At 75.5% G+C, this 24,616-nt stretch carries 23 protein-coding genes and 1 pseudogene; 14 read left to right on the top strand and 10 right to left on the bottom strand.

Features of this window, described 5'->3' with window-relative positions; translation table 11 throughout:
• Nucleotides 1-227: 227 nt before the first annotated feature.
• Nucleotides 228-788 (bottom strand): AMIN-like domain-containing (lipo)protein, encoded by a 561-nt coding sequence (locus JQN70_RS13315; protein ID WP_239111566.1) that lies wholly within the window; start codon nucleotides 786-788, stop codon nucleotides 228-230.
• A gap of 100 nt (nucleotides 789-888) precedes the next feature.
• Entirely contained in the window at nucleotides 889-1,542 is a 654-nt protein-coding gene (locus JQN70_RS13310; protein WP_204131836.1) for a TetR/AcrR family transcriptional regulator, read from the bottom strand.
• 59 nt (nucleotides 1,543-1,601) lie between these two features.
• Here JQN70_RS13310 and JQN70_RS13305 point away from each other — a divergent pair, with 59 nt between their 5' ends.
• Nucleotides 1,602-3,107: an MFS transporter gene (locus JQN70_RS13305; RefSeq protein WP_204131835.1), complete on the top strand. Its 1,506-nt coding sequence runs from the start codon at nucleotides 1,602-1,604 to the stop codon at nucleotides 3,105-3,107.
• A 93-nt stretch (nucleotides 3,108-3,200) separates the two neighbouring features.
• Here JQN70_RS13305 and JQN70_RS13300 read toward each other — a convergent pair whose 3' ends face one another.
• A complete protein-coding gene (locus tag JQN70_RS13300; protein ID WP_204131834.1) occupies nucleotides 3,201-4,853 on the bottom strand; it encodes a monocarboxylic acid transporter in 1,653 nt (550 codons plus the stop codon).
• A gap of 2 nt (nucleotides 4,854-4,855) precedes the next feature.
• Nucleotides 4,856-5,197, bottom strand: a complete 342-nt coding sequence (locus tag JQN70_RS13295) for a DUF485 domain-containing protein (RefSeq protein ID WP_204131833.1) — start codon at nucleotides 5,195-5,197, stop codon at nucleotides 4,856-4,858.
• 211 nt (nucleotides 5,198-5,408) lie between these two features.
• On the opposite strand from JQN70_RS13295, the gene tdh reads away from it, so the two are divergent.
• A complete protein-coding gene (gene tdh, locus JQN70_RS13290; protein ID WP_204131832.1) occupies nucleotides 5,409-6,449 on the top strand; it encodes an L-threonine 3-dehydrogenase in 1,041 nt (346 codons plus the stop codon).
• A 214-nt stretch (nucleotides 6,450-6,663) separates the two neighbouring features.
• On the top strand, nucleotides 6,664-7,857 hold the full coding sequence (locus JQN70_RS13285) for a glycine C-acetyltransferase (RefSeq protein ID WP_204131831.1): 1,194 nt from the start codon (nucleotides 6,664-6,666) through the stop codon (nucleotides 7,855-7,857).
• A 29-nt stretch (nucleotides 7,858-7,886) separates the two neighbouring features.
• Here JQN70_RS13285 and JQN70_RS13280 read toward each other — a convergent pair whose 3' ends face one another.
• The 4 genes from JQN70_RS13280 to JQN70_RS13265 are packed head-to-tail and all read right to left on the bottom strand — an operon-like array spanning nucleotide 7,887 to nucleotide 11,813.
• The gene (locus JQN70_RS13280) at nucleotides 7,887-9,419 is read right to left on the bottom strand and encodes a sodium/solute symporter (RefSeq protein ID WP_204131830.1); all 1,533 of its coding nucleotides are present in this window, start codon (nucleotides 9,417-9,419) and stop codon (nucleotides 7,887-7,889) included.
• The gene (locus JQN70_RS13275; RefSeq protein ID WP_204131829.1) at nucleotides 9,416-9,796 is read right to left on the bottom strand and encodes a DUF485 domain-containing protein; all 381 of its coding nucleotides are present in this window, start codon (nucleotides 9,794-9,796) and stop codon (nucleotides 9,416-9,418) included. The genes JQN70_RS13280 and JQN70_RS13275 overlap by 4 nt, the downstream gene beginning before the upstream one ends.
• Before the next feature lie 19 nt (nucleotides 9,797-9,815).
• Nucleotides 9,816-10,592: a LytR/AlgR family response regulator transcription factor gene (locus JQN70_RS13270; RefSeq protein WP_239111564.1), complete on the bottom strand. Its 777-nt coding sequence runs from the start codon at nucleotides 10,590-10,592 to the stop codon at nucleotides 9,816-9,818.
• Between the two features lie 24 nt (nucleotides 10,593-10,616).
• A complete protein-coding gene (locus JQN70_RS13265) occupies nucleotides 10,617-11,813 on the bottom strand; it encodes a sensor histidine kinase (protein ID WP_204131828.1) in 1,197 nt (398 codons plus the stop codon).
• 59 nt (nucleotides 11,814-11,872) lie between these two features.
• Here JQN70_RS13265 and JQN70_RS13260 point away from each other — a divergent pair, with 59 nt between their 5' ends.
• The 9 genes and pseudogenes from JQN70_RS13260 to JQN70_RS13220 form a co-directional block, all read left to right on the top strand.
• The gene (locus tag JQN70_RS13260) at nucleotides 11,873-12,781 is read left to right on the top strand and encodes a thioesterase family protein (RefSeq protein WP_307835975.1); all 909 of its coding nucleotides are present in this window, start codon (nucleotides 11,873-11,875) and stop codon (nucleotides 12,779-12,781) included.
• A gap of 9 nt (nucleotides 12,782-12,790) precedes the next feature.
• Nucleotides 12,791-13,645: a Fic family protein gene (locus tag JQN70_RS13255; protein ID WP_204131827.1), complete on the top strand. Its 855-nt coding sequence runs from the start codon at nucleotides 12,791-12,793 to the stop codon at nucleotides 13,643-13,645.
• A 762-nt stretch (nucleotides 13,646-14,407) separates the two neighbouring features.
• Nucleotides 14,408-15,154, top strand: a complete 747-nt coding sequence (locus JQN70_RS13250) for a CpaE-like family protein (RefSeq protein ID WP_204131826.1) — start codon at nucleotides 14,408-14,410, stop codon at nucleotides 15,152-15,154.
• Nucleotides 15,151-16,323, top strand: a complete 1,173-nt coding sequence (locus tag JQN70_RS13245; RefSeq protein WP_307835974.1) for a TadA family conjugal transfer-associated ATPase — start codon at nucleotides 15,151-15,153, stop codon at nucleotides 16,321-16,323. Before JQN70_RS13250 ends, JQN70_RS13245 begins: the two co-directional genes overlap by 4 nt.
• Nucleotides 16,320-17,027 (top strand): type II secretion system F family protein, encoded by a 708-nt coding sequence (locus JQN70_RS13240; RefSeq protein WP_204131825.1) that lies wholly within the window; start codon nucleotides 16,320-16,322, stop codon nucleotides 17,025-17,027. The genes JQN70_RS13245 and JQN70_RS13240 overlap by 4 nt, the downstream gene beginning before the upstream one ends.
• Complete coding sequence (locus JQN70_RS13235; protein WP_204131824.1) at nucleotides 17,024-17,557, top strand: type II secretion system F family protein; 534 nt, start codon at nucleotides 17,024-17,026, stop codon at nucleotides 17,555-17,557. Before JQN70_RS13240 ends, JQN70_RS13235 begins: the two co-directional genes overlap by 4 nt.
• A gap of 161 nt (nucleotides 17,558-17,718) precedes the next feature.
• Complete coding sequence (locus tag JQN70_RS20560; RefSeq protein WP_204131823.1) at nucleotides 17,719-17,937, top strand: DUF4244 domain-containing protein; 219 nt, start codon at nucleotides 17,719-17,721, stop codon at nucleotides 17,935-17,937.
• Nucleotides 17,934-18,284 carry a TadE family type IV pilus minor pilin gene (locus tag JQN70_RS13225; RefSeq protein WP_204131822.1) on the top strand — a complete coding sequence of 117 codons (351 nt, stop codon included), beginning with the start codon at nucleotides 17,934-17,936 and terminating at the stop codon, nucleotides 18,282-18,284. The genes JQN70_RS20560 and JQN70_RS13225 overlap by 4 nt, the downstream gene beginning before the upstream one ends.
• Nucleotides 18,281-18,574: pseudogene (locus tag JQN70_RS13220) on the top strand (Rv3654c family TadE-like protein); the annotation flags it as partial. The gene JQN70_RS13225 and the pseudogene JQN70_RS13220, both read left to right, overlap by 4 nt.
• Nucleotides 18,575-18,673: 99 nt before the next feature.
• On the opposite strand, the gene JQN70_RS13215 reads toward JQN70_RS13220, so the two are convergent.
• Complete coding sequence (locus tag JQN70_RS13215; protein WP_204131821.1) at nucleotides 18,674-19,153, bottom strand: hypothetical protein; 480 nt, start codon at nucleotides 19,151-19,153, stop codon at nucleotides 18,674-18,676.
• A gap of 105 nt (nucleotides 19,154-19,258) precedes the next feature.
• The gene (locus JQN70_RS13210) at nucleotides 19,259-21,541 is read right to left on the bottom strand and encodes a DEAD/DEAH box helicase (protein WP_204131820.1); all 2,283 of its coding nucleotides are present in this window, start codon (nucleotides 21,539-21,541) and stop codon (nucleotides 19,259-19,261) included.
• Between the two features lie 87 nt (nucleotides 21,542-21,628).
• Here JQN70_RS13210 and JQN70_RS13205 point away from each other — a divergent pair, with 87 nt between their 5' ends.
• Together JQN70_RS13205 and JQN70_RS13200 are read left to right on the top strand one after the other, a co-directional pair.
• On the top strand, nucleotides 21,629-21,964 hold the full coding sequence (locus tag JQN70_RS13205; RefSeq protein WP_204131819.1) for an STAS domain-containing protein: 336 nt from the start codon (nucleotides 21,629-21,631) through the stop codon (nucleotides 21,962-21,964).
• A 196-nt stretch (nucleotides 21,965-22,160) separates the two neighbouring features.
• A complete protein-coding gene (locus tag JQN70_RS13200) occupies nucleotides 22,161-24,509 on the top strand; it encodes a sodium-translocating pyrophosphatase (protein WP_204131818.1) in 2,349 nt (782 codons plus the stop codon).
• Nucleotides 24,510-24,616 lie beyond the last annotated feature (107 nt).

Raw genomic sequence — 24,616 nt, 5'->3', positions numbered from 1 at the left:
CGCCGGAGGAGCGTTCGCGCGGCTGCACGCCGCGCAGTTCGCTGGCGCGGTGGCCGACCCCGACGACGAGACGGCGGCCGGTCCCGGCGCCCCCGGCGCGCCCCGGGCGCCCCCGCCGGGCGCCCCCCCCCCCGGCCCCCCCCCCCCCCCCCCTGGGGGGGGCCGCCCCCCCCCCACACCCCTTCCGGCGGGGGGGGGGGGCGCACGGCCCCCCACGAAGTCGGGGGTCACCAGTGGTGCGCGACGTCGACGACGAGCCGGCTCGTGCCGGCCGTCGTCCCCGGGAGGGTGAAGACCCGGAACGGCAGCCGGGCCCGCACGCCGAGCGCGAGGGTCGTGTAGCCCTCGAACGAGCCGGCCCAGCGGACCTGCCGGAACGTCGGGTCGCCGGCGACCGACGGCATCGCCGGCACGCTCGTCGCGCCCTTGTGGATGCCGACGGCCAGCCGGGCGCCACCGGCGACCGGGACGGGCTTCCCCGAGCCCTCGGCCCGCACGGTGCCGACGTAGCGCACGTCGTAGCCCGGTGCTCGACCGGTCATGTCGACGACGAGCCGGTCGTAGCAGGCGTGGTGGCCCGCCCGCACGCCCGCGACGCGGCCGGTGGCCAGCGGGGCGGAGGTCTTCGCGAGCGAGCCCCACGTGACCGCGCACGAGGCGGCCTGCGCCGAGGGGGCGACGGCCAGGCCCGGGAGGGCCGCCACGGCGACGGCGGCCCCGAGGGCGGCGACCCGGCGGCGGGTGTGGCGGTGGGCGGTGTCGTGCGTCGTGGGTCTGGTCCTGGTCATGGCGACCTCCTTCACCCCCGGTATACGCCGACCGGGACCTGGTGACCAGAGGCGCAGGGCCCGGACCGTCGGGTGCTCCTCCGGCCGGGGTGCGCCGGCGTCAGGCGGGGGGCGGAGTGAGGTAGGCGCGCACGGCCCGGGCGAGCAGCCGCGCGATGCGCTCGGGGTCGGCCGAGGCCAGGGGCTCGATGCCGATGACCCGCCGGCCGAAGAGCAGGCCTGCGACCCCGCTGCCGATCATCGTCGCGCGCAGGGCTGCTTCCGTGTCGTCGACCCCGGGCAGCTCGCGCAGGCGGGCCGTCATCGGCCGCAGCACCGCCTCCTCCAGGGCCGCCCGGATGGTGGCTGCGGCGTCCGGCTCGGAAGCGGCCGTCCGGAGCATCGCCTCCATCCGCCGGCTGAGGTCCGGGTCGGACAGGACCGAGGCGACGGCGGCACCGAACCGTTCGGGGAGCGACTCGAGGGGGCCGTCGAGGGCCTGGCCCACCCGCGAGACCGCCGGTGCGGGGAGCTCGAGCACGGCGAGGAACAGCTCGCGCTTCGACCCGTAGAAGTGGACGATGAGGGCGGCGTCGACGCCGGCCTCCGCGGCGATGGCTCGCAGCGTGGCGCCGGCGAAACCCTTGTCCGCGAAGTGCTTCCGGGCCGCATCGGCGATGGCGCCGCGGGTGTCGGGCTCGCCGGCCCGGCGCCCCGGTCGTCGCCCCGAGCCCCCCGTCGCGGGACGCCCCCGCCCCCCGCCCTTGACAGCCATGGCTCCAGCATGGCATAACTCAACGCATGTTGAGTTCAACGCGTGTTGAGAAAGAGGCGGTGACGGTCATCGCGGACCCGCGCCGCCGCCGGGTCGTCCTCGCGACGGTCGGGTTGTCCCTCATGACGGTGGTGTCGGCGGTCAGCGGCCTCAACGTCGCCCTCCCCGAGCTCGCGACGGCGACCGGCGCCACCCAGACCCAGCTCACCTGGGTCGTCGACTCCTACACCGTCGTCTTCGCCGGGCTCCTCCTCCTCGCCGGCGCGCTCGGCGACCGGTTCGGCCGGCGCGGGGTGCTCGTCGCCGGGCTCGTCGTCTTCGGCCTGGCCGCGGCGGGGGCGCTCGCCACCGAGGACCCCTCCACGCTCATCGGGCTGCGGGCCCTCATGGGTCTCGGGGCGGCGGGCATCATGCCGACGACGCTCTCGGTCATCACCACCTCGTTCCCGGAGGAGGAGCGGCCGCGGGCCATCGGGGTCTGGGTCGGGATCGCCGGTGGCGGCGCGGTGCTCGGGCTCTTCGGCACCGGCCTGCTCCTCGAGTGGTTCGCCTGGAACTCGTTCTTCGCGCTCAACGTCGGGCTCGCCGCCGTCGCCCTCGTCGGGGTGCTCGCGGTCGTGCCGGAGTCGCGCGAGGCCGCGCGCGGGCGGCTCGACGTCGTCGGCGGCCTGCTCTCCCTCGTCGCCGTCTCCGGCGTCGTCCTCGGCATCATCGAGAGCGCCGAGCGCGGCTGGGGCGACGCGCTGACCGTCACGGCCCTCGCGGTCGGCGTCCTCGCCCTCGTCGCCTTCGTCGGCTGGGAGCTGCGCACGAGCGACCCCCTCCTCGACCCGCGCCTGTTCCGGGAGCGGGGCTTCGCGACCGGGTCGCTGTCGATCACGCTGCAGTTCTTCGCGATGTTCGGCTTCTTCTTCGCGATGCTCCAGTACCTGCAGTTCGTCGCGGGCTACTCGCCCCTCGAGGCGGCCCTGCGGCTCCTCCCGCTGCCCTTGGTCCTCATCCCGACGGCCCGCCGAGCGCCCCACGTCGCCGCCCGGCTCGGGTTCCGCCGGGTCGGGGCGGTCGGCCTCGGGCTGCTCGCCCTCGGGTTGTTCACGATGGGCCGGCTCGGCACCGACTTCTCCTACGCCCCGTTCGTCGCCGGGCTGGTCCTCTTCGCCGCGGGCGCCGGCCTGGCGGGGACGCCGGCGACGACCGCCATCACCGAGGCGCTGCCGGCGAGCAAGCAGGGCGTGGCCTCCGCCGTCAACGATACCGCCCGCGAGCTCGGGTCGGCCCTCGGCATCGCCGTGCTCGGGGCCGCGCTCACCGCCGCCTACCGTGACGCGGTCGCGCCGGTCGTCCAGGGCCTCCCGGCGCCGGCCCGGGAGGCGCTCACGGCCTCCGTGGCCGCGACCCGCTCGCCGCGGCTGTCCGCCCTCGGGCCGCGCGCCGCCGATGTCGTGGCGGGCGCCCGCGACGCCTTCGTCACCGGGGTCGGTCAGGCGCTGACGATCGGGGCGGTCGTCGTGGCCGTCGGGGCGCTGCTCGTCCTCCTGCTCGCCCCGGGTCGCGAGCGGACCTGAGCCCGGACACGCACCGGCCGCGGAGGGGTGCTCCCGCTCCGCGGCCGGTGCCGTCGGGGTGTGCCGGCCGGGTCGTCCCCGGCCGGCACCCGGTCAGTGGTCGATCGCCTCCGCGACGCCGTGGCCGGTGAGGGCCCGGACCTCCATCTCGGCGTACTTCGCGGCGTTGTGCTCCTTGCTCGTCACCGAGCCGAGCCAGCCGAGGAAGAACGCGAGCGGGATGGAGACCAGTCCCGGGTTGTCGAGCGGGAACCAGTGGAAGTCGACCGTGGGGTCGGTGATCATCGACGCGCTGACCGTGGCCGGCGCGACCGGTGCCTTGCCCGAGACGACGGGGCTGAACACGATGAGCACGATCGAGCTGACGAGCCCGCCGTAGATCGAGAAGAGCGCACCGCGGGTGTTGAAGCCCTTCCAGAACAGCGAGTACAGGATCGTCGGCAGGTTCGCGCTCGCCGCGACGGCGAAGGCGAGGGCCACGAGGAACGCGATGTTCTGGTTCTTCGCGAAGATGCCGCCGAGGATCGCGACCGCGCCGATGACGACCGCGGCAATGCGGGCGACCCGCACCTCCTGCTCCTGCGTCGTCTGCCCGCGCTTGAAGACCTCCTTGTAGAGGTCGTGGGCGAAGGTCGCCGACGTCGTGATGGTCAGGCCGGCCACGACCGCGAGGATCGTCGCGAAGGCGACGCCCGAGATGAGGCCGAGCAGCACCGACCCGCCGAGCTCGTAGGCGAGCAGCGGGGCCGCCGAGTTCGCCTTGCCCGGGGCCGCGTTGATGGCGGTCGGGCCGACGAGGGCCGCGGCGCCGTAGCCGACGACGAGGGTGAGCAGGTAGAAGCCGCCGATGAGCCAGATGGCCCACTCGACCGACTTGCGGGCCTGCTTGCTCGTCGGGACCGTGTAGAAGCGCTGGAGCACGTGCGGCAGACCGGCGGTGCCGAGGACGAGGGCCATCGACAGCGAGATGAAGTCGATCTTCGTCGTCATGTTCTTGCCGTACTTCAGGCCCGGCTCGAACAGCTTCTCACCGGCCTTCGGCGAGTTGTCGGCCGCGGCCTGGAAGAGCCCGGAGAGGTTGAAGCCGTACTTGCCGAGCACCCAGACCGTCATGACGAAGGTGCCCGTGATGAGCAGCACGGCCTTGATGATCTGCACCCAGGTCGTGCCCTTCATCCCGCCGATGAGGACGTAGGCGATCATGATGATGCCGACGATCGCGATGACGAGGTTCTGCGCCGCCTCGCCGCTCACGCCGAGCAGCAGGGAGACCAGGCCCCCGGCGCCGGCCATCTGGGCGAGCAGGTAGAAGAACGACACGGCGATGACCGAGATGGCGGTCGCGATGCGCACCGGGCGCTGCTTGAGGCGGTAGCTGAGGACGTCGGCCATCGTGAACCGGCCGGTGTTGCGCAGCAGCTCGGCGACGAGGAGCAGCGCCACGAGCCACGCGACGAGGAACCCGATCGAGTAGAGGAAGCCGTCGTAGCCCTGGAGGGCGATGGCGCCGGCGATGCCGAGGAACGAGGCCGCCGACAGGTAGTCACCGGCGATCGCGATGCCGTTCTGGCGACCGTTGAAGGCGCCGGCGGCCGTGTAGTACTGCTCGGCCGTCTTCTTGCCCGAGGCCACCCGGATGACGATGACGAGGGTGACGACGACGAACGCCGCGAAGATGCCGATGTTGAGGGCCGGGGTGCCGACGCTCGTCGCGGCGTCGGCCGCGGGGAGGAGGGTCAGGGCCATGGTCAGTGCTCCTTCACGCCGTCGAGCTTGGCGCCGAGGGCATCGGCCGCCGGGTCGAACTCACGCGTGGCCCACCGGGAGTACATGAAGGTGATGGCGAACGTCGTGACGAACTGGCCGAGCCCGAAGATCAGGCCGACGGTGATGTTGCTGCCGGCGATCTTCGTGCCCATGAAGTCCGTGGCGAAGATCGACAGCAGGACGTAGACGAAGTACCAGACGAGGAAGAAGCCGGTCATCGGGAAGACGTACCCGCGGAACTTCTTGCGCAGCGCCTGGAACTCGTCGGTGGACTGCAGCGCGAGGTAGGCGTCCTCCTGCTGCGTGCGAGCGTCGTTGCTCACGGTCACCTCCAGGGTCGGGACCGGGCGGTGCGCCCGGGTCGCCCCAAGGGTCCTGCGGGCCCCTGACCTGTGGCGAGACCCCGCGCCGGGCCCCGCGCCGGGCGGTGTCGTCCGTCGGCGGGCGGGGTCGCGGCCACGGTGTGCGGTGGGTCACAGTGCGCCGAACGGGCCCCGTGGTGCGACGAACGGCGGGCCCGGCATGATGGGCGCCGTGCGTGCGCTGAGGAAGGTCTCCGCCGGTCCGGGTCTGTCGCTCGTCGAGGTGCCGGAGCCGGAGTGCGGGCCCAAGGACGTCAAGGTGCGGGTGCTGCGGGCCGGCCTGTGCGGCACCGACCTGCACCTCGAGCAGTGGGACGAGTGGGCGGCCGCGACCGTGCAGGCGCCGCTGACCCTCGGCCACGAGTTCTTCGGCGAGGTCGTCGAGGTGGGCGACGACGTCGACCACGTCGCCGTCGGCGACCGGGTCTCGGGGGAGGGGCACATCGTCTGCGGCACCTGCCGCAACTGCCGCGCCGGGCGGAGGCACCTGTGCATCAACACCGTGGGCGTCGGGGTGAACCGCGACGGGGCGTTCGCGGACTTCGTCGTCATCCCGGCGACCAACGCGTGGGTGCAGCCGGCCGACCTCGACCCCGACCTCGGCGCGGTCTTCGACCCGCTCGGCAACGCGACGCACACGGCGCTGCAGTGGCCGGTGGTCGGCGAGGACGTCGTCGTCACCGGCGCCGGCCCGATCGGGGTCATGGCGACGGCGATCGTCCGGCACGCCGGAGCCCGCCGCATCGCCGTCACCGACCTGTCGGCGGAGCGGCTGGCCCTGGCCCGGGCGGCCGGGGCCGACCACGTCGTCGACGTCTCGCGCGGGGAGACGCTGCGCGACGCCCAGCGCGCCCTGGGCATGGCCGAGGGCTTCGACATCGGGCTGGAGATGTCCGGGGCGCCGCCGGCCGTCGAGGACCTGCTGGCCAACATGAACCACGGCGGACGGGTGGCGCTGCTCGGGCTGCCGACCGACCGCTACGCCATCGACTGGGGCCGGGTCATCACGCACATGATCACGCTGCGCGGCATCTACGGCCGCGAGATGTTCGAGACCTGGTACCTCATGGGCTCGATGCTCGCGACGTCCGCCGAGCTGCGGGCGGCGGTGTCGTCGGTCATCACCGGCCGGTACCCCGCCGAGCAGTGGGAGGCCGCGTTCGCCGAGACCCGGTCCGGGCACGGCGGCAAGGTCGTCCTCGACTGGAGCTGAGGGCCCGGCGGGCGCGCCGCGGGCTCCCGCAACCCCGCACGTGCGGGGTTATCGCTGTCCGACCGGGAGCGCGACAGCGATAACCGCGCACGTGCGGGGTGGTCGCGGGTCGGGGATGCCGCCCGCCCGGTGCACCGAGGAGCCCTGCCACCGACCGCGGGCCTAGGCTGGCTCGGTCGGCGACCCCGACGCCCACCCGACCCGAGGAGGACCCGTGTACGGCGCCGTGAAGGACCAGCTCGCGCAGACCCTGCAGGAGATCGAGGACGCCGGTCTCGCCAAGCACGAGCGCGAGCTGACGACGCCGCAGTCGGCGCACGTCGGCACGACGGGCGGGGAGTCGCTGAACTTCTGCGCCAACAACTACCTCGGCCTCGCCGACCACCCCGACGTCGTCGGCGCCTCGAAGGCCGCCCTCGACACGTGGGGCTTCGGGATGGCGTCGGTGCGCTTCATCTGCGGCACCCAGACCCAGCACACCGAGCTCGAGCGGCGGCTCTCGAAGTTCCTCGGCACCGAGGCGACGATCCTCTACTCGTCGTGCTTCGACGCCAACGGCGGTGTCTTCGAGGTGCTCTTCGGGGCCGAGGACGCCATCGTCTCCGACGAGCTCAACCACGCCTCGATCATCGACGGCATCCGGCTCTCCAAGGCCGCGCGGTACCGGTACAAGAACGCCGACACGGCCGACCTGCGCGCCCAGCTCGAGGCCGCCCGTGCGGCCGGGGCCCGGCGCACCGTCGTCGTCACCGACGGCGTCTTCTCGATGGACGGCTCGTACGCGCCCCTCGACGAGATCTGCGACCTCGCCGACGAGTTCGAGGCGATGGTGCTCGTCGACGACAGCCACGCCGTCGGGTTCGTCGGCGAGCACGGCGGCGGCACCCCCGAGCTGTTCGGCGTGCGCGACCGCGTCGACATCGTCACCGGCACCCTCGGCAAGGCCCTCGGCGGCGCGTCCGGCGGCTACGTCTCGAGCCACCGCGAGGTCGTCGAGCTGCTGCGCCAGCGCTCCCGGCCGTATCTCTTCTCGAACTCCGTGGCCCCGGCGGTCGTGGCCGGCTCGCTCGCCGCGCTCGACCTCGTCGCCTCCTCGGGCGAGGGTCGGGAGACGTTGCGGCGCAACGCATCCCTCTTCCGTGAGCTGATGGAGGAGGCCGGCTTCGACCTGCTGCCGGGCAGCCACCCCATCGTCCCGGTGATGTTCCCCGGCGACGACGGCGCCCGCCAGGCCACCCGCATCGCCGACCACATGCTCGCCCACGGCGTCTACGTCATCGCGTTCAGCTTCCCCGTCGTCCCGCGGGGGAAGGCGCGCATCCGGGTGCAGCTCTCGGCCGCGCACTCCGAGGAGGACGTGCGGCGCTGCGTCGAGGCCTTCGTCGCCGGGCGCGACGCCGTCGCCTGAGGCGTCGGCCGGAGGGTCGACCCAGGCGGTCAGTCGCGGATGCGGCTGCGCGCCAACCGGACCCGTTCCGGCGTGTGCAGCCGCACGAGCGTGCGCGTGGTCGACGCCGGGATGCGCCCTGGCGTCGCGAGCGAGACGACGACCGCCACCGCGAAGGCCAGCGGCACGGCCCAGAGGGCGGGGTTGGCCAGCAGGGCGGCAGGCCAGCCCCCGAGGTCGTCGCGGGCCATCGTCGTGCCGAGCGAGGCCGTGGTCGCCACGCCCCCGACGAGCAGCCCGGCCATCGCACCGGTCGTCGAGAGCCGCCGCCACCAGACGCCGAGGATGATGAGCGGGGCGAAGGTCGCGGCGGCCACGGCGAAGGCGAGGCCGACGGTCGTCGCGACGCCGAGCGGCTCGGTGACCCGGCTCAGCACGTAGGGGATGACGACCGCCGCCACCGCCGCGTACCGGAAGCCCCGCACGCCGGGCGCGTCGCCGCCGGTGAAGCGGGCGAGCCGGGGCCGGAGCACCTCCTGGTCGAGGACGCCGGTGACCGACATCGCCAGGCCCGACGCGGTCGAGAGGAACGCGGCGAACGCGCCGCCGGCGAGCATCGCCGTGAGCAGGTCGCCCCCGAGGCCGCCGACGAGGTCGCCCGGCAGCCGGAGCACGACCGAGTCGGAGCGCACACCCTCCGGCAGCACCGGGAAGGCGACCCGGCCGAGCATCCCGTACACCGGCGGCAGCAGGTAGAAGGTGCCGAGCAGGGCGATGACCGTGACCGTCGTGCGCCGGGCCCCGACGCCGTCGGGGTTCGTGTAGTAGCGGACGAGCACGTGCGGCAGGCCCATCGTGCCGAGGCAGAGGGCCAGCACGGTCGACGCCGTGCGGTACGTCGGGTGGTCGCCCGGCCCGGTCGGCGTGAGCGGCACGTTCCAGTCCGGCGGGACGACCGGGGCGGGGTGGCCGTCGCGGAACCACAGGAGGAGGAGGACGAACGCCGGCACCGCGAGCGCGGTGAGCTTGACCCAGTACTGCACGGCCTGGACGAAGGTGATCGAGCGCATCCCGCCCGCGCCGACGGCGGCGGCGATGACGACCATGACGACGAACCCGCCGACCCACGAGGGCGCGCCGGTGACGAGGGTCAGGGTGAGGCTCGCGCCCTGGAACTGCGGGACGAGGTAGAGCCAGCCGATGGCGACGACGAGCACCGACGAGACGAGCCGGATGGCCCGCGACCCCAGCCGGGCCTCCGCGAAGTCGGGGAGCGTGTAGGCGCCCGAGCGGCGCATCGGGGCGGCCACCATGACGAGGAGCACGAGGTAGCCGAGGGTGTAGCCCACGGGCAGCCAGAGCATGTCGACCCCGGCGCCGTAGACGAGCCCCGCGACGCCGAGGAAGCTCGCCGCCGAGAGGTACTCGCCCCCGATGGCCGAGGCGTTGAGCCGCGGTGAGACGGTGCGGCCCGCGACGTAGAAGTCGCTCGTGCGGCGCGAGAGGCGCAGCCCGAGGCCGCCGACGGCGAGCGTCGTCAGGCAGACGAGCACGACGGCGGCGAGGGACAGGGGATGGTTCACGGCTCGTCGACCACCTCGGCGAAGTCGGACTCGATGCGCTCGCTCTGCCGGGTGTACCAGCGGGCGAGCACCCAGGCGGCCGGGTAGACGGCCACCCCGAGGACGACCCACGGGAAGGGGATGCCGAAGAGCGTCGTCGAGCGCGTCGCCGGGACGAGCGCGAGGACGACCGGCAGGGCCGCGAGCCCGACGACCATGAGGGCGAGGATGGCGACCGAGAGCCGCAGCTGGGCGCGCATCAGGCCGTCGAGGTAGACGTCGCCGAGCTCGGTCTGCTCGTCGATCTCGCGCGCGGCCGGCCGGGCGCGGTGGGGCACGGCGCCGCGGCGCGAGCTCGTGACGCGGACCCGCTCGGGCGGCGACGGGGAGGTGCTCACGACCGGGTGCCCGCGGGCCTCAGCCGGCCGGCCGGCGGTCGCCGAGCGGCCGGCGCAGGAGGGTGTCGCGCAGCTCCTTGGTGTGCCGGCGGCTCACCTGGAGCTCGACGGCGCCGACGAGCACCGAGCAGCGGCCGTGGTCCATCCGGACCTCGCTGACGTGGGGGAGCGCGACGAGGGTGCTGCGGTGGATGCGGACGAACCCGTGTTCGGCCCACCGCTCCTCGAGGACGCTGAGCGGCACCCGGACGAGGTGGCTGCCGGCGTCGGTGTGCAGCCGTGCGTAGTCGCCGTGCGCCTGGGCGTACCGGATCTGGCTGCGGGTGATGAAGCGCGTGACGCCGCCGAGCTCGACGGGGATCGTCTCGTCCTCGACCGGCGGCGCGGCCGGCTCGGAGGGTGGGCGCGCGCCGCCGCGCTCGCGCTGCTCGACGACCCGGCGCACCGCCTCGGCGATGCGGTCCTCGCGCACCGGCTTCATGACGTAGTCGGTGACGTCGAGGGCGAAGGCGTCGACGGCGTGCCGCTCGTGGGCGGTGACGAAGACGACCTGCGGCCGGACCGCGAACCGCGAGATGACCCGCGCGAGGGCCATCCCGTCGAGGCCGGGCATCGAGATGTCGCTGAAGACGACATCGACGTCGCGGGCGTCGAGCAGGCGCAGGGCGTCGGTGCCGCTCGAGGCGGTGAGGACCTCGGCGACGCGCGGGTCGCGGCCGAGGAGGTAGCCCAGCTCGGACAGGGCGGGGAGCTCGTCGTCGACGACGAGCACGACCATCCCCTGGTCGGTGGACATGCCGGGCAGCCTACGACCCCGGCGTCAGGCTTGTGCGTGGACGCCGGGTGCGAACTTCGGCACACGGAAGGACACCTTGGTGCCCGCGCCCGGGGCGGTCTCGACGACCAGCCCGAACTCGTCGCCGTAGACCTGCCGGAGCCGGGCGTCGACGTTGCCGAGGCCGACCGAGTCGGTGGCCCGGGCGCCGTCGAGGATGGTGCGCACGCGCTCGGGGTCGGTGCCGACGCCGTCGTCCTCGACGGCGATCTCGGCCTCGGCGCCGAGGTCGGTCGCGGTGATCGTCACGTGCCCGGTGCCCTCCTTCGTCGCGAGGCCGTGCCGGACGGCGTTCTCGACGAGCGGCTGGACGGCGAGGTAGGGCAGCGAGACCGGGAGCACCTCGGGCGCGACGAGCAGGGAGACGCTCAGCCGGTCGCCGAACCGCGCCTGCTCGAGGACGAGGTAGCGCTCGACGTTGCGCAGCTCCTCGGCGAGGGTCGTGAAGGTGCCGCCGGTGCGCAGCGCGTACCGGGTGAAGTCGGCGAAGTCGAGGAGCAGCTCGCGGGCCCGGTCGGGGTCGGTGCGCACGAAGGAGGCGATGGCGGCGAGGGAGTTGTAGATGAAGTGTGGGCTGATCTGCGCGCGCAGGGCCCGCAGCTCGGCCTCGACGACCTGGTTGCGGGTGCGGGCCAGCTCGGCGAGGGCGAGCTGGCTGGACACCCAGGCCGCGACCTCCTCGGTGGCCCGGGTCAGGCCGGGGGAGGAGTGCTCGGTCCAGGCGGTGAGCGTGCCGATGACGAGGTCGTCGGAGACGAGCGGCGCCGTGACGGCCATCCGCACGGGGCAGTCGGGGTCGGAGCACGCGACGTCCTCGCCGCCGTGGGCGACGGTGCGGCCGGTCTCGAGGGTGCGCTCGCCGAACGGCACGGCGAGCGAGCGGTGGTGCTCGCCGGTGCCGGTCCACGACAGGACGCTTCCCGGGGTCGCGATGGACACCGCGTGCGCGCCGAGGATGGCGAGCAGGTGCCGGCCGGCGCGCTCGGCGGCCTCGGGGGTCAGGCCCTCGCCGAGATGGCGGGAGGCGAGCGAGGCGGTGTGGAGGGTCGCGTAGGTGGCGCGGTCGGTCTCGGAGATGAAGCCGCGCCGGCGGCTGCGCCGCAGCAGCCAGACCGCCAGCCAGAGCAGCAGCATCGTCACCGCGACGAGCACCGCCGTGGGCCAGTGGATGCTGCCCGTCATGGGGCACACCCTAGGCTCACCGGGGTCAGGTGCGGCAGGCGTGGAAGGTGGTCGGAGACGTGGGCGAGCTCGACGAGGCGCTGGGGCTGACGTGGGCCGACGGCCCGGCGGTGGTCGGGGGCGGCGAGTCGGTCGGCCGGGGCGTGCTCGGCGAGGGGTGGGTCATCGGCGACGCGGTGAACGGCGGGGTGCTCATGGCCCTCGGCGCGCGGGCGCTGTCCGAGGCGGCCGGCGCGGCGGGGCATCCCGACGTCCTCACGTGGAGCACCGTGTTCCTCTCCGCGGCCCAGGCCGGGCCGGTGTCGGTGCACGCCGAGCTGCTGCGCGAGGGCCGCTCGGTGTCCACCGGGCAGGTCCGCCTGGTGCAGGAGGGGCCGGACGGGCCGGTCGAGCGGGCGCGGCTCACGGCGGTGCTCGGCGACGCGCCGGTGGCGCTCGAGCCCGCGCACCGGGCCCCGGGACCGCCGAGCATGCCGCCGCCGGAGGAGTGCGTGCCGGCCCGACGCGACGGCAGCCCGCTCGCCTCGGCCATCGCGCTCCTCGACCGGCTCGACATCCGGGTCGACCCCGCGACGGCCGGCTTCGCGATGGGGCGTCCGACCGGGCGCGGGGTGCTGCGCGCGTGGGTCCGGATGGCCGACGGGCGCGAGCCCGACGTCGCGATGCTGCCGTTCGCCGTCGACTGCCTCATGCCGGTCGCCTTCGACCTCGGGGTCGCCGGGTGGGCCCCCACGCTCGAGCTCTCCGGGCAGGTGCTCGGGCGTCCGGCCTCGGGGTGGCTGCGGGTCGCGATGCACGCCGACGTCGTCGCCGGCTCGTTCTACGTCGAGGACGCCGACGTGTGGGACTCCACCGGCCGGCTCGTCGCCCGGTCGCGCCAGCTGGCGGGCATCCGGGTGCCCGCGGAGGGGCTCGTCGCGCCGGTCGACGGACCTGCCGACCGACCCGCCGACCGGCCTGCTGGCTAGGCTGCGCGGATGCCCGCCGCACCCTCCCCCGCCGTGGCGGCGGTCGCCCGCCTCGCCGAGCTGCCCGGGGTGCCGGAGCAGGTCGAGGCGGCCCGCGAGGCCTGCACCCGGCTGCGGTGGCACCAGGCGCTGCGCCGGCGGATCCCCGAGGCCGCGGCCGAGTCGCGCGTGCGTGGGGCGCTCGCCAGTGCCGAGCTCGAGGGGGCCACGATGCCGCTCGACGCGGTGCGCGACGTGATGCGCGGCGCGGCGACCTGGTCGGAGTCCCCGGACCCGGTCGAGCGGGTGGTGCGCGGGGTCGTCGGGGCGACGGCGGAGTCCGAGCACGTGCGGGGTCTCGTCGTGTCGGCGCCGCTGCAGGCGCTCGCCCGGTTGCACACGGTGGCGGCGGCCGGTCTCGTGCCGGACGACGCGCTGGGGCGGCCGCGGCTGGAGGGGGAGGGGTGCGCCGAGCTCGCCGACCTCGGGCCCGCGCCGTCGGCGGGGTCGGTGTCCGAGCGGCTGCGGGAGGTGGGCGCGGTGCTGCTCGCGCTGCCGGGGCTCCCGGTCGTCGTCGCGGCGGCGCTCGTGCACGCCGAGCTCGCGAGGGTGCGGCCCTTCGTGCGGGGCAACGCGGTCGTCGCCCGCGCGCTCGACCGCGCGGTGGTCCAGGCCGGCGGGCTCGACCCCACGGGCGTCGCCGTCACCGAGGCCGGCCACGGGGCGGGGGGCAGTGCCCCGTACGTCGGGGCGCTCGCCGCCTACGGGCGGGGTGACGTGGCCGGGGTCGGGCTCTGGATCTCGCACTGCTGCACCGCCGTCCGGGCCGCTGCCGCCGAGGGTGAGGCCGTCGCCGACGCGGTGCTGGCGGGCCGGCTCTCCTAGGTTTGCCGACCGTCCGGCGATCCGTCGGTCCCTCCGGTTGTCGGGGGTGCCCGGCAGGAGTACAACGAGAGGTGAGGGTCACCTCAGGTCCGCCTCGGGTCCCCTCACCGCACGACCTACCGCGAGACGACGGGTACCCACGCGCGGGCAGTCCACTGATGGACCGATCGTGATGGGCTGGACCCAGGACGACGACGGCATGGAGCACGCCTGGTCGCCCGGAGCATCGCGGCAGGACGACGCCCCCGCCGGCGCGGCGGGGGCGTCGTCGCCGTCCGGGCCCGCGGCGGTCGTCAAGGGTTCAACTTCCCCTCCGATGCGACGGAATCCGTCGTTCTGTGCCGCCTCTCAGGAGGTTTTCGACACTGTTCTCGTCGGGCTTGCGCGGAGGCCTGTTCATGAGCCACGATTGACCCACTCGCTCCCCCTCGGGGTAGAGCGACCGGCGAACCGGCTTCTCCCCCCCGGAGCTCGGCTCGCCGACGGCCCCGGTTGTCCCCCCGACCGGGGCCGTCCCATGTCCGGACCGCGGTCGCCCATCCAGGCCGTGGCGGGTCGAGGTGAAACGCGACCGGATCCGGGTCGGGTTTCACCTCGACCCGGCGTCGCGTCGTCGTGCGATGGCCGCTTGTGGACGTGGCGTTGGCCGAAGGCGGACACCCGCGGACCCCGGTCGTCCACAGGAGCGCCCGTCGGCCGCGTCGTCCACAGGTGCGGAACCTCCCCTGGCTCCGGTGCGGTCCGGAGCCGCAGGCTCGGGGCATGACCACCACACCCTCCGTGCTCGCCGTCGTCGGCGCCTCGGGCGGGCTCGGCGCGAGCACGCTGGCCCTCGCCGTGGGCAGACGGCTGGCCGGTGCCGGCCCGCCGGTCACCGTCGTCGACCTCGACCTCACCGGTGGCGGCCTCGACGTCACCGCCGGCGTCGAGCACCTCGCCGGCCGCCGGTGGTCCGCGCTCGCCTCGGTCCATGGCGCCCTGCCCCCCGACCTCGTCCTCGGCTCGCTCCCCACCGAGGCCGGGTGTCGCCTCCTCTCGGCCGGGGGTGAGCCGGGCGTCGAGGTCCCGCCGAGCGCGGTCGCCGACGTCCTCGACTCCGCCGTCGCGGGCGGACCCGTCGTCGTCGACCTGCCGGCGTCGTCCCCGCACCTGCCCCTCGTGCTCCGCCACGCGCCCCTCGTCGTCGTGCTCACGGGTCTGCGCACCCGGTCCCTCGCCGACGCCGACGCCCTCGTCGACCGGCTCGGCGGTGGCCCGCACGCCGGGCCGTCACCCCCCGACCTCCGGCTCGTCACCCGCGGCCCCCGCCCGAGCGCCGGGGTGCTCGACGACGTCGTCGCGCACCTCGGCGCCACCCACCTCCAGCACCTCCCGGACGACCCACGCGTCGCCCGTGACGCCGAGCGGGGCGCGTGGCCCGCCGGGTCCGGCGACGCCGTGCGCCGGTGCGCCGACCGGGTCGTCGAGGTCGCCGTCGGGCCGGCACCCGCTCTCGGGCGGGCCTCGTGAACGGCGTCGGGGTCGCGTCCGGCGCCGACCTCGTCCGTGAGGGCGTCGAGCGCTCCATCCGTGCCGGGCTCGGACCCGCCGGCGGTGCGGGTCCGTCGGTCGGGACCGGCCCGCACGCGCGGGCGCACGGACCGGAGCCGGCCGCGGCCGCCCTCGCCGAGCGGCTCACCGGGGTCGGCCCGCTCGCGCCGCTCGTCGCCGACCAGCGGGTGACCGACGTCCTCGTCAACGGCGACGGGTCGGTGTGGGTCGACCGCGGCGACGGGGTCGAGCGGTCGGCCGTCGAGGTCCCGCCCGGCGAGCTCCGGTCGCTCGCGGTGCGGCTGGCCGGGCTGGCGGGACGCCGCCTCGACGACGCCCAGCCGTGGGTCGACGGCCTGCTGCCCGGTGGGGTCCGCCTGCACGCGGTGCTGCCGCCGCTCGTCGAGCAGGGGCCGCACGTCAGCCTCCGGGTGCCCCGGCGGCGGATGGTCGGCGTCGACGACCTCGTCGCGGCCGGTGGCGCCAGCGCGGCCACCGGGGTGCTGCTCCGGGCGCTGGTCCGCGGCCGGCGCAGCCTCCTCGTCACCGGGGGCACCGGGGCCGGCAAGACGACGGTGCTCGGTGCGCTGCTCGCCGAGTGCGACCCCGCCGAACGGCTCGTCGTCGTCGAGGACGTCCGCGAGCTCGACCCGGCCCACCCCCACGTCGTCCGTCTCCAGGGTCGAGCGGCCAACGTCGAGGGGGCCGGCGAGGTCGCGATGTCCGCGCTCGTGCGCCAGGCGCTGCGCATGCGCCCCGACCGCCTCGTCGTCGGCGAGGTCCGCGGCCCCGAGGTCCGCGAGCTCCTCGCCGCCCTGAACACCGGCCACGAGGGCGGCGCCGGCACGTTGCACGCCAACGGCCCCGAGGAGGTGCCCGCGCGGCTCGAGGCGCTCGGCACCCTCGCCGGGTTGCCCCGGGAGGCCGTCCACGCCCAGCTGCGCGGCGCCCTCGACGTGGTGGTCCACGTCGTGCGCGACGGCTCGGGGCGCCGGGTGCATCGGCTCGGCGTGCCCCGCGCCGGTCCCGACGGGCTCGTGGCGGTCCACACCGCCCTCGTCGACACGCCGTCGGGCCCCCGCCGCGCCCCGGCGTGGCCGGCGCTGGCCGACCTCCTCCCGCAGGGGTTCGCCGAGGGTGTGGCATGACCACCCCCCTGCTGCTGCTCGTGGCGGCCGTGCTCCTCTGGCCGGCGGCCTCGTCCGGGGCCCCGGCCGAGCTCCTCGGTCGGCTCTCGGCCGTGCGGCACCTGGCGGGTACCCGCCGGCGGCGGCGAGAGCCGGACGGTGACTGGGTGGCCGAGCTCGCCGAGGTCACGGCGGTGGGCCTGCGGGCCGGCCTCGACCTGCGCTCCGCCGTCGAGGTCGCCGCGCGCAGCCCCGCTGTCCGGTCCGGCGCCCCGTGGCTCGGACCGCGGGTGGCGCAGGCGGCCGCCCGCGGTCTCGAGGTCTCCGCGTGCCTCGTGGACCCACCTCGCCGCACCGGACCGGACGTCTCGGGCGACCTCGTCGTCCTCGCCCGGGCCTGGCGCCTCTCCGAGCACACCGGCGCCGCCGCGTCACGCACCACCGCAGGTGCGGCCGCCGCCGTCCGCGAGCGCGTGGCGGCGCGCGAACGGGTCGCCGCCGCGGTCGCCGGGCCGCGGGCCTCCATGCGACTGCTCACCCTGCTGCCGCTGGCCGGTCCCCTCGTGGGGGTGCTCCTCGGCCTGTCACCGGGTGCGCTCTACGGGTCCGCGGTCGCGCGCGTGTCCGTCGGCACCGGGCTCGCCCTCACCGTGGTCGGGTGGTGGTGGTCGCGCGGGCTCGTGGCGCGTGCGGTCCGCCCCGGTCGCACGGACGGCAGGCCGTGACCGCGGTCCTCGCCCTCGTCCTCCTCGCGGTCGTGCTGTCCCCACCGCGCCGCGCGGGCCGTCCCTGTCGCGTGGCGTCGCCGGTCCGGTCGGGCGGTCCCGCCACCCTCGACGACGCCGCCTCCGCCCTGACGATGCTCGCCGCGGTGCTGCGCGGGGGCAGTGGCGCCGTCGAGTGCCTCGAGGCCGTCGCGGCCGTCGACGAGGGGTCCGCGGGGCGCGAGCTCGCCGTCGTGGCCGCCGCCCACCGCTGGGGCGAGTCCCCCGACGGCGCCTGGGCGCGCGTGGGCCCGGGCTGGGCCCCGGCGGCGGCCGCGTGGCACGCCGCGCTCGCGGCCGGGGCGGCACCGGCGGGGCTGCTCGAGGACGCCGCCGCCCGGATGCGCGCCTCGGAGGCCCGACGCGTCGAGGCCGCGGTGCACCGCGCCGGGGTGCTGCTCGTGCTGCCCCTCGGCGCCTGCTTCCTCCCCGGCTTCGTCGCCACCACGGTCGTCCCCGTCGTGCTGCTGCTCCTCGGGTCGGTCGCGTGAGGCGGCTGCCGCGGCCCCGGCCGGTTGGTGCGTCGTCCACAGGTGGACGGTCCGGAGCCGTCGTCCACAGGCCGGAGCCCGTCCCTTCCGCCGGAGCCCCTCGCTCGCCGAGGGTCGACCCGAGGGCGCGACCGGCGCGTCCACCACACCGAGGAGGACCCATGACCGCACGCGTCCGGACCGCGAGGATCGCGGCACACCACACCCGGGAGGCGCTGGCCAGGCTGCGCCGGCACGGGGAGGAGGGCATGACCACCGCCGAGTACGCGGTCGGCACGGTGGCCGCCGTGGCCTTCGCCGCGCTGCTGCTCGTCGTCGTCAGGTCGGGGCCGGTCAAGAGCGCGCTGACCTCGATCATCGTCGGCGCGCTCGGCACGTGACCCGGGTCGAGCGGGGGGCGGCCACCGCCGAGCTGGCGGTGGCCCTCCCCGCCCTGCTCCTCGTCCTGGCCGTCGCCCTCGGGGCCCTGCGGCTCGGGATCGACCGCGTGCGCTGCCTCGACGCCGCCCAGGTCGGCGCGCGGCTGCTGGCCCGGGGCGAACCCGTCGAGCGCGCCCGTGCGTTGGCGCTGGCCCGTGCCCCGGCGGGGGCCACCGCCGACCTCGTCGTCGGGTCGCGCACGGTCCGCGTCACCGTGCGCTCGCGCCCGGTGCCCGTCCTCGCCCGGGTCGGTGCCGTCGGGGCCCCGGAGGGTGTGGCCGAGGCGCGGCTCGAGAGCGCCCCGTGAGCCGGGGTCGGCCCGAGCGCGGGAGCGCCACGGTGCTCGTCGTCGGGGCGGTGGCGGCCCTCACGGTCGTCCTCGGCGGCGGGCTGCTCGTCGCGGCGGCGGTGCGCGACGCCCGCTCGGCGCGTGGCGCCGCCGACCTCGCGGCGCTGGCGGCCGCGGCGCCGCTGGCCTCCGGCGCACCCGTGGACTGCGTGGCTGCAGGAGCGGTCGCGCGGGCCAACGCCGCTGAGCTCGTCGCGTGCGAGCCGGCCCCGGGGGGCGGCGTCGACGTGCGCGTGCGGGTGCGTCGACGGGTCCCGTCGTGGTGGCCGGGCCTCCCGGCGACGGTCGAGGGGCGGGCTCGCGCGGGCCTCGCGGCGGTGGGCGCCCGGTCGGGTGGTCGGGCCGGGTCAGGCGGTGGGGCCGGCGTCCGGTCGGTCGGCGTTGGCCTCGGCGACCTCGGCGCGGCGGCGGGCGGTCTCGGTCGAGGCGTGCTGCTCGGCGACCCGGTCGTCGGCCTGCCGGCGCAGGGCCGCGGTCTCGTCCTCGTGGCGCCGACGCTCCTCCTCGAGGAGGCGCTCGCGGGTCGCCACCTCCTCCTTCATCCGCTGCTGCTCGGCGATCCGCTCCTGCTCCGCGGCCTTCTCGGCCTCGCGGGTCTCGACCCGGCGGCGGTGGCCACGGCGCAGGCCCGCGCGCAGCACGGCCCAGCCGAGCCAGAACACGGTGATGACGACCATGCCGCCGACGAGGAAGACGACCGGCGGCAGGTCCACGGTGCCGCCGAGGATGTTCATCGACACCGGGTCCTCGAGGCGCACCGAGCCGAGCACCATCGCGGCGCCGGCACCGAGGGCCAGGAGGACGAGGACCACGCCGAGGAGCACCATGCCGGGCAGGCTACCGCCCGTGCGGGGGGCGCGACCGCCCAGGTGCCGACGGGCTGGTACCTGGTCGTGCGGTGCCATCACGACAACGCCGGGGAGCGGTCCGGGTCAGCCCGCCGAGGCGAGCGCCAGCTCGAGCACCACGACCGCCCCGGCCTTGTCGAGCGGCTCGTTGCCGTTGCCGCACTTGGGCGACTGCACGCAGGCCGGGCACCCCGTGCGGCAGGCGCAGCCCAGCACCGCGTCCCGGGTCGCGCCGACCCACTCCCCGAAGGCGTCGAAGGCCCGCTCGGCGAACCCGGCGCCCCCCGGGTACCCGTCGAAGACCATGACGGTCGGCAGGCCGGTGTCGGGGTGGAGGGCGGTCGAGACCCCGCCGACGTCCCAGCGGTCGGAGGTCGCGACGAGCGGGAGCATCCCGATGGCCGCGTGCTCCGCCGCGTGCAGGGAACCGGGCACGTCGGCCTCCGCGACCCCCGACGCCGCGAGCACGTCGGGGTCCACGGTCCACCACACGGCCTTCGTGGTCAGCGCTCGCTCGGGGAGCTCGAGGGGGTGGCGGCCGATCACCTCGCCGCTCGGCAGCCGCCGCACGAACCCGGTCACCTGCCCGGTCACGCGCACCGCCCCGAAGCAGGTCGTGACGCGCGCCCGCTCGTGCACCCGGTCGGTCGTGAGGATGTCGAAGCGGCTCACCGACTGCGCGGTCGTCGACCAGCCGGGGTCGCCGCGCACGGCGTGGGCGGTCCGCGCGTCGAGGTCGAGCTCGGTCACCACCCACGTCTCGCCCTGGTGCAGGTGCACCGCCCCGGTGTGCACCTGGGCGTGGGCGGCGGCCTCGTCGACCGTGCCGACGACCCGGCCGGTGCGGGTCTCGACGACCGCGACGACGTCGCTCGCCCCGCGCAGCGAGATGTGCTCGGCCGGTCGGTCCTCACGGGCCCAGAACCAGCCGGTCGGGCGGCGCCGGAGGATGCCGTTCGCGACGAGCACGTCGAGCAGCGTGCGGGCCCCGGGCCCGAACAGCTCGAGGTCGGCCTCGCCGATCGGCAGTTCGGCGGCCGCCGCCGCGAGGTGCGGAGCGAGGACGTGGGGGTTCTCCGGGTCCACGACCGTGCTCTCCAGCGGGGCGCCGAAGATCGCCTCGGGGTGTCGCACGAGGTAGGCGTCGAGCGGGTCGTCGGCGGCGACGAGCACGGCGAGCGACTCGGCCCCCGAGCGCCCCGCGCGGCCGGCCTGCTGCCAGAGGCTGGCCCGCCGCCCGGGCCAGCCGGCCATGACGACGGCGTCGAGCCCGCTCACGTCGATCCCCAGCTCGAGCGCGGTCGTCGCCGCGAGCCCGCGCAGCGTCCCGGCGCGCAGCCCGCGCTCCAGCTCGCGCCGGTCCTGCGGCAGGTAGCCCCCGCGGTAGGCCGCCACCGCGCCGGCGGCCTCCGGGTCGATGCCCTCGAGCCGGCGGCGGGCACCGGTGGCCAGGGCCTCGGCACCGGCCCGGCTCCGGGCGAAGGCCACGGTCTGGACGCCCTGTTCCACGAGCCCGGCGAGCAGCTCGGCGGCCTCGGTGGTCGCGGACCGCCGCTCGCCGTCCTCGCCGGTCTCGGGCTCCCAGAGGGCGAACGTCATCGCGCCCCGGGGGGAGCCGTCGTGCGTCACGGCGCGCACCGGCAGGCCGGTGAGCCGTGAGGCGTGACCGGCCGGGTCGCTGACGGTCGCGGAGGCGAGGACGACGGTGGGCGTCGCGCCGTACCGCCCCGCGACACGGCGCAGCCGCCGCAGCACGGCCGCGACGTGGGCGCCGAAGACGCCGCGGTACACGTGGCACTCGTCGACGACCACGTAGCGCAGCCCGCGGAGGAACCCCGACCAGCGCTCGTGCCCGGGCAGCAGCGAGTGGTGGAGCAGGTCGGGGTTGGTCAGGACGACGTCGGCGTGCTCGCGCACCCAGCGCCGCTCGTCGGGCGGGGTGTCGCCGTCGTAGGTCGCGGCGCGCACGCCGGGCACCGCGAGGGACTCGATGCGGGCCAGCTGGTCGGCGGCCAGCGCCTTGGTGGGGGACAGGTAGAGGGTGGTCGGCCGCCGCAGCCCCCCGCGCGCGGCGCCGTCGACGATGCTGCCGAGGACGGGCACGAGGTAGCCCAGGCTCTTGCCCGAGGCCGTCCCCGTCGAGAGCACGACGTGCTGGCCGGCGCGGACGAGGTCGATGGCCTCGCGCTGGTGGCTCCAGGGCCGCTCCATCCCGGCGCCGAGGAGCGCGGCGAGCACCGGTGGTGCGAGGTCCGCCGGCCACTCGGCGAGCCGGGCCGGACGGGCCGGGACGTGCTCGACGTGGAGCAGCCGCTCGGACCGCGACCCGCGCGCGACGCGGGCGAGGTGTTGGGCCGGGCTGGACACGGCCGTTACGGTAATCCTTGGTCCCGACGCCGCCCGCGTCGTGGCCGGAACGAGCCAGATTCCGCTGCACCCCGAGGAGCCTGAGGCGTGGAGCTCTCCGTCACGACGTCCCACCACGACGACGTCGGCGTCGTCACCGTCGAGGGCGAGGTCGACGTCTACACCGCTGCGCAGCTGCGCCAGACCCTCGACCAGGAGGTCGCCGACGGCCACGTCCGGCTCGTCGTCGACCTCGACGCCGTGACCTTCCTCGACTCCACGGGCCTGGGTGTCCTCGTCGGCCGGCTCAAGCTCGTCCGCAACGACGGCGGCTGGCTGCGCATCGTCTGCTCGAGCGAGCGCATCCTGCGGGTCTTCCGCATCACCGGGCTCGACAAGGTCTTCGGCATCCACGACACCCTCGAGGACGCGCTCGCGGCCTGAGCGCCGCACCCCCTCCACCGGACCGCCACGTCGGCGCGGCGCCCTGACCGGCCCGAACACCACGCCGGTGTGAACCGCGTCACCCCGACCCGGGCGGGCGGCCCCCGCATGCGGACCGGTACAGTCCGACCGGACCGTCCCTCCTGTCGGCGCGACTGCGCGCCCGGGGACGAACGACGCCGTCAAGGAGGATGGAATGGCACCCCTCGCACTCGCGACCGCCGAGTCGGGAGCCCTGGACCTGACCGGGACGAACCAGACGCTGGTCATCACGGTCGCGGCCATCGCGCTCGTGGCGCTCGTCATGGGCTTCGTGTTCCGTGGCCAGGTGCTCGCGGCCGACCCGGGCACCGAGAAGATGCAGGAGATCGGCTCGGCCGTCGAGGAGGGGGCCCAGGCCTACCTCGCGCGCCAGTTCAAGACCCTCGGCATCTTCGTCGTGCTCGTCTTCGGTCTCCTGCTGCTCCTGCCCGCCGACACCGCCGGCGTCCGCTGGGGCCGCTCCGGCTTCTTCATCCTCGGCGCGCTGTTCTCGGCGGCCATCGGCTACCTCGGCATGAGCTTGGCCGTCAAGGCCAACGTCCGCGTCGCCTCGGCCGCCCGGCACGAGGGCGGGCGCGACGCCGGCATGAAGATCGCCTTCCGCACCGGCGGCGTCGTCGGCATGGCGACCGTCGGTCTCGGCCTGCTCGGCGCCTCGATCGTCGTCCTCGTCTACAAGGGCGACGCCCCGAAGGTCCTCGAGGGCTTCGGCTTCGGCGCCGCGCTCCTCGCGATGTTCATGCGCGTCGGCGGCGGCATCTTCACCAAGGCCGCCGACGTCGGCGCCGACCTCGTCGGCAAGGTCGAGGCGGGAATCCCCGAGGACGACCCGCGCAACGCGGCGACCATCGCGGACAACGTCGGCGACAACGTCGGTGACTGCGCGGGCATGGCCGCCGACCTCTTCGAGTCCTACGCCGTCACCCTCGTCGCCGCCCTCATCCTCGGGTCGGTCGCGTTCGGCGCCTACGGCCTCGTCTTCCCGCTCCTCGTCCCCGCCATCGGCGCGCTCACCGCCCTCCTCGGCGTCTACATCACCAAGGCCCGCCCGGGCGAGAACGCGCTGAGCGCCATCAACCGCGGCTTCTACATCGCCGCCGCCGTCTCGGCCGTGCTCTCCGCGGTGCTCGCCTACACCTACCTGCCGTCGACGTACGCCGAGCTCGGCAGCTCCAACGAGCAGATCGCCACGCTGAGCGGCGACCCGCGCCTTGCGGCCGTCCTCGCCGTCGTCATCGGCATCGTCCTCGCCGGCATCATCCTGTGGCTCACCGGCCACTTCACCGGCACCGACAAGCGCCCGACCCAGGACGTCGCGCGCACCTCCCTCACCGGCCCGGCCACCGTCGTGCTCTCGGGCATCGGCGTCGGCCTCGAGTCGGCGGTCTACACCGCGGCGATCATCGGCGGTGCGGTCTACCTCGCCTACCTCCTCGGTGGTGGCGCGGTCGCCCTCTCGCTGTTCCTCATCGCGCTCGCCGGCTGCGGCCTGCTGACCACCGTCGGCGTCATCGTCGCGATGGACACCTTCGGCCCGGTCTCCGACAACGCCCAGGGCATCGCCGAGATGTCCGGCGACGTCGACGGCGAGGGCGCGCAGATCCTCACCGAGCTCGACGCGGTCGGCAACACGACGAAGGCGATCACCAAGGGCATCGCCATCGCGACCGCCGTGCTCGCGGCGACCGCGCTCTTCGGCTCGTACACCGACGCCTGGCGCAGCACGCAGGTCGAGGGCCTCACCCAGGCCGAGGTCGAGACCTTCGTGGCGGAGGCCAACGCCTTCGTCACCTCGCCGAACACCCTCGTCGGCCTGATCATCGGTGCCGCCGTCGTGTTCCTCTTCTCCGGGCTGGCCATCAACGCGGTCACCCGCGCCGCCGGCGCCATCGTCTTCGAGGTGCGCCGCCAGTTCCGCGAGCACCCGGGGATCATGGACGGCACCGAGAAGCCGGAGTACGGCCGCGTCGTCGACATCTGCACCAAGGACTCGCTCCGCGAGCTCGCGACACCCGGTCTGCTCGCCGCGCTCATGCCGGTCGCCGTCGGCTTCGGCCTCGGCATCGGGGCCCTCGCCGGGTTCCTCGCCGGCGCCATCGGCTCCGGCGCGCTCATGGCGGTGTTCCTCGCGAACTCCGGTGGCGCGTGGGACAACGCGAAGAAGATCGTCGAGGACGGCCACCACGGCGGCAAGGGCACCGACGCCCACGCGGCCACGGTCATCGGCGACACCGTCGGCGACCCGTTCAAGGACACCGCGGGCCCGGCGATCAACCCGCTCATCAAGGTGATGAACCTCGTCTCGGTGCTCATCGCCCCGGCCATCGTCACGCTCTCGGTGGGCTCGGGTGCCTCGGCCCCGATCCGCTACGGCATCGCCGGCGTCGCCTTCGCCGTCGTCGTCGGGGCGGTCGCGGTGTCCAAGAGCAAGGACATCGCCATCGGGGGCGACGACGTCGACCCCGACGTCCCCTCCGCGGAGCCGGAGCCCGTCCAGGCCTGACCCGCACCGCCGCCCGGCGGGCCGAGAACCCCGTCGAACGTACAGAACACGCCGCGTGCCGCTCCTGGCCCGCGGCGTGTTCTGTACGTTCGACCGGTGTGATCAGG

Origin of the sequence: Phycicoccus sonneratiae (genome assembly GCF_016887965.1) — a bacterium.
Taxonomy (GTDB): domain Bacteria; phylum Actinomycetota; class Actinomycetes; order Actinomycetales; family Dermatophilaceae; genus Phycicoccus; species Phycicoccus sonneratiae.
Note: the sequence above shows the minus strand (reverse complement) of the source record. Positions and strands in the feature narration are given on the sequence as shown.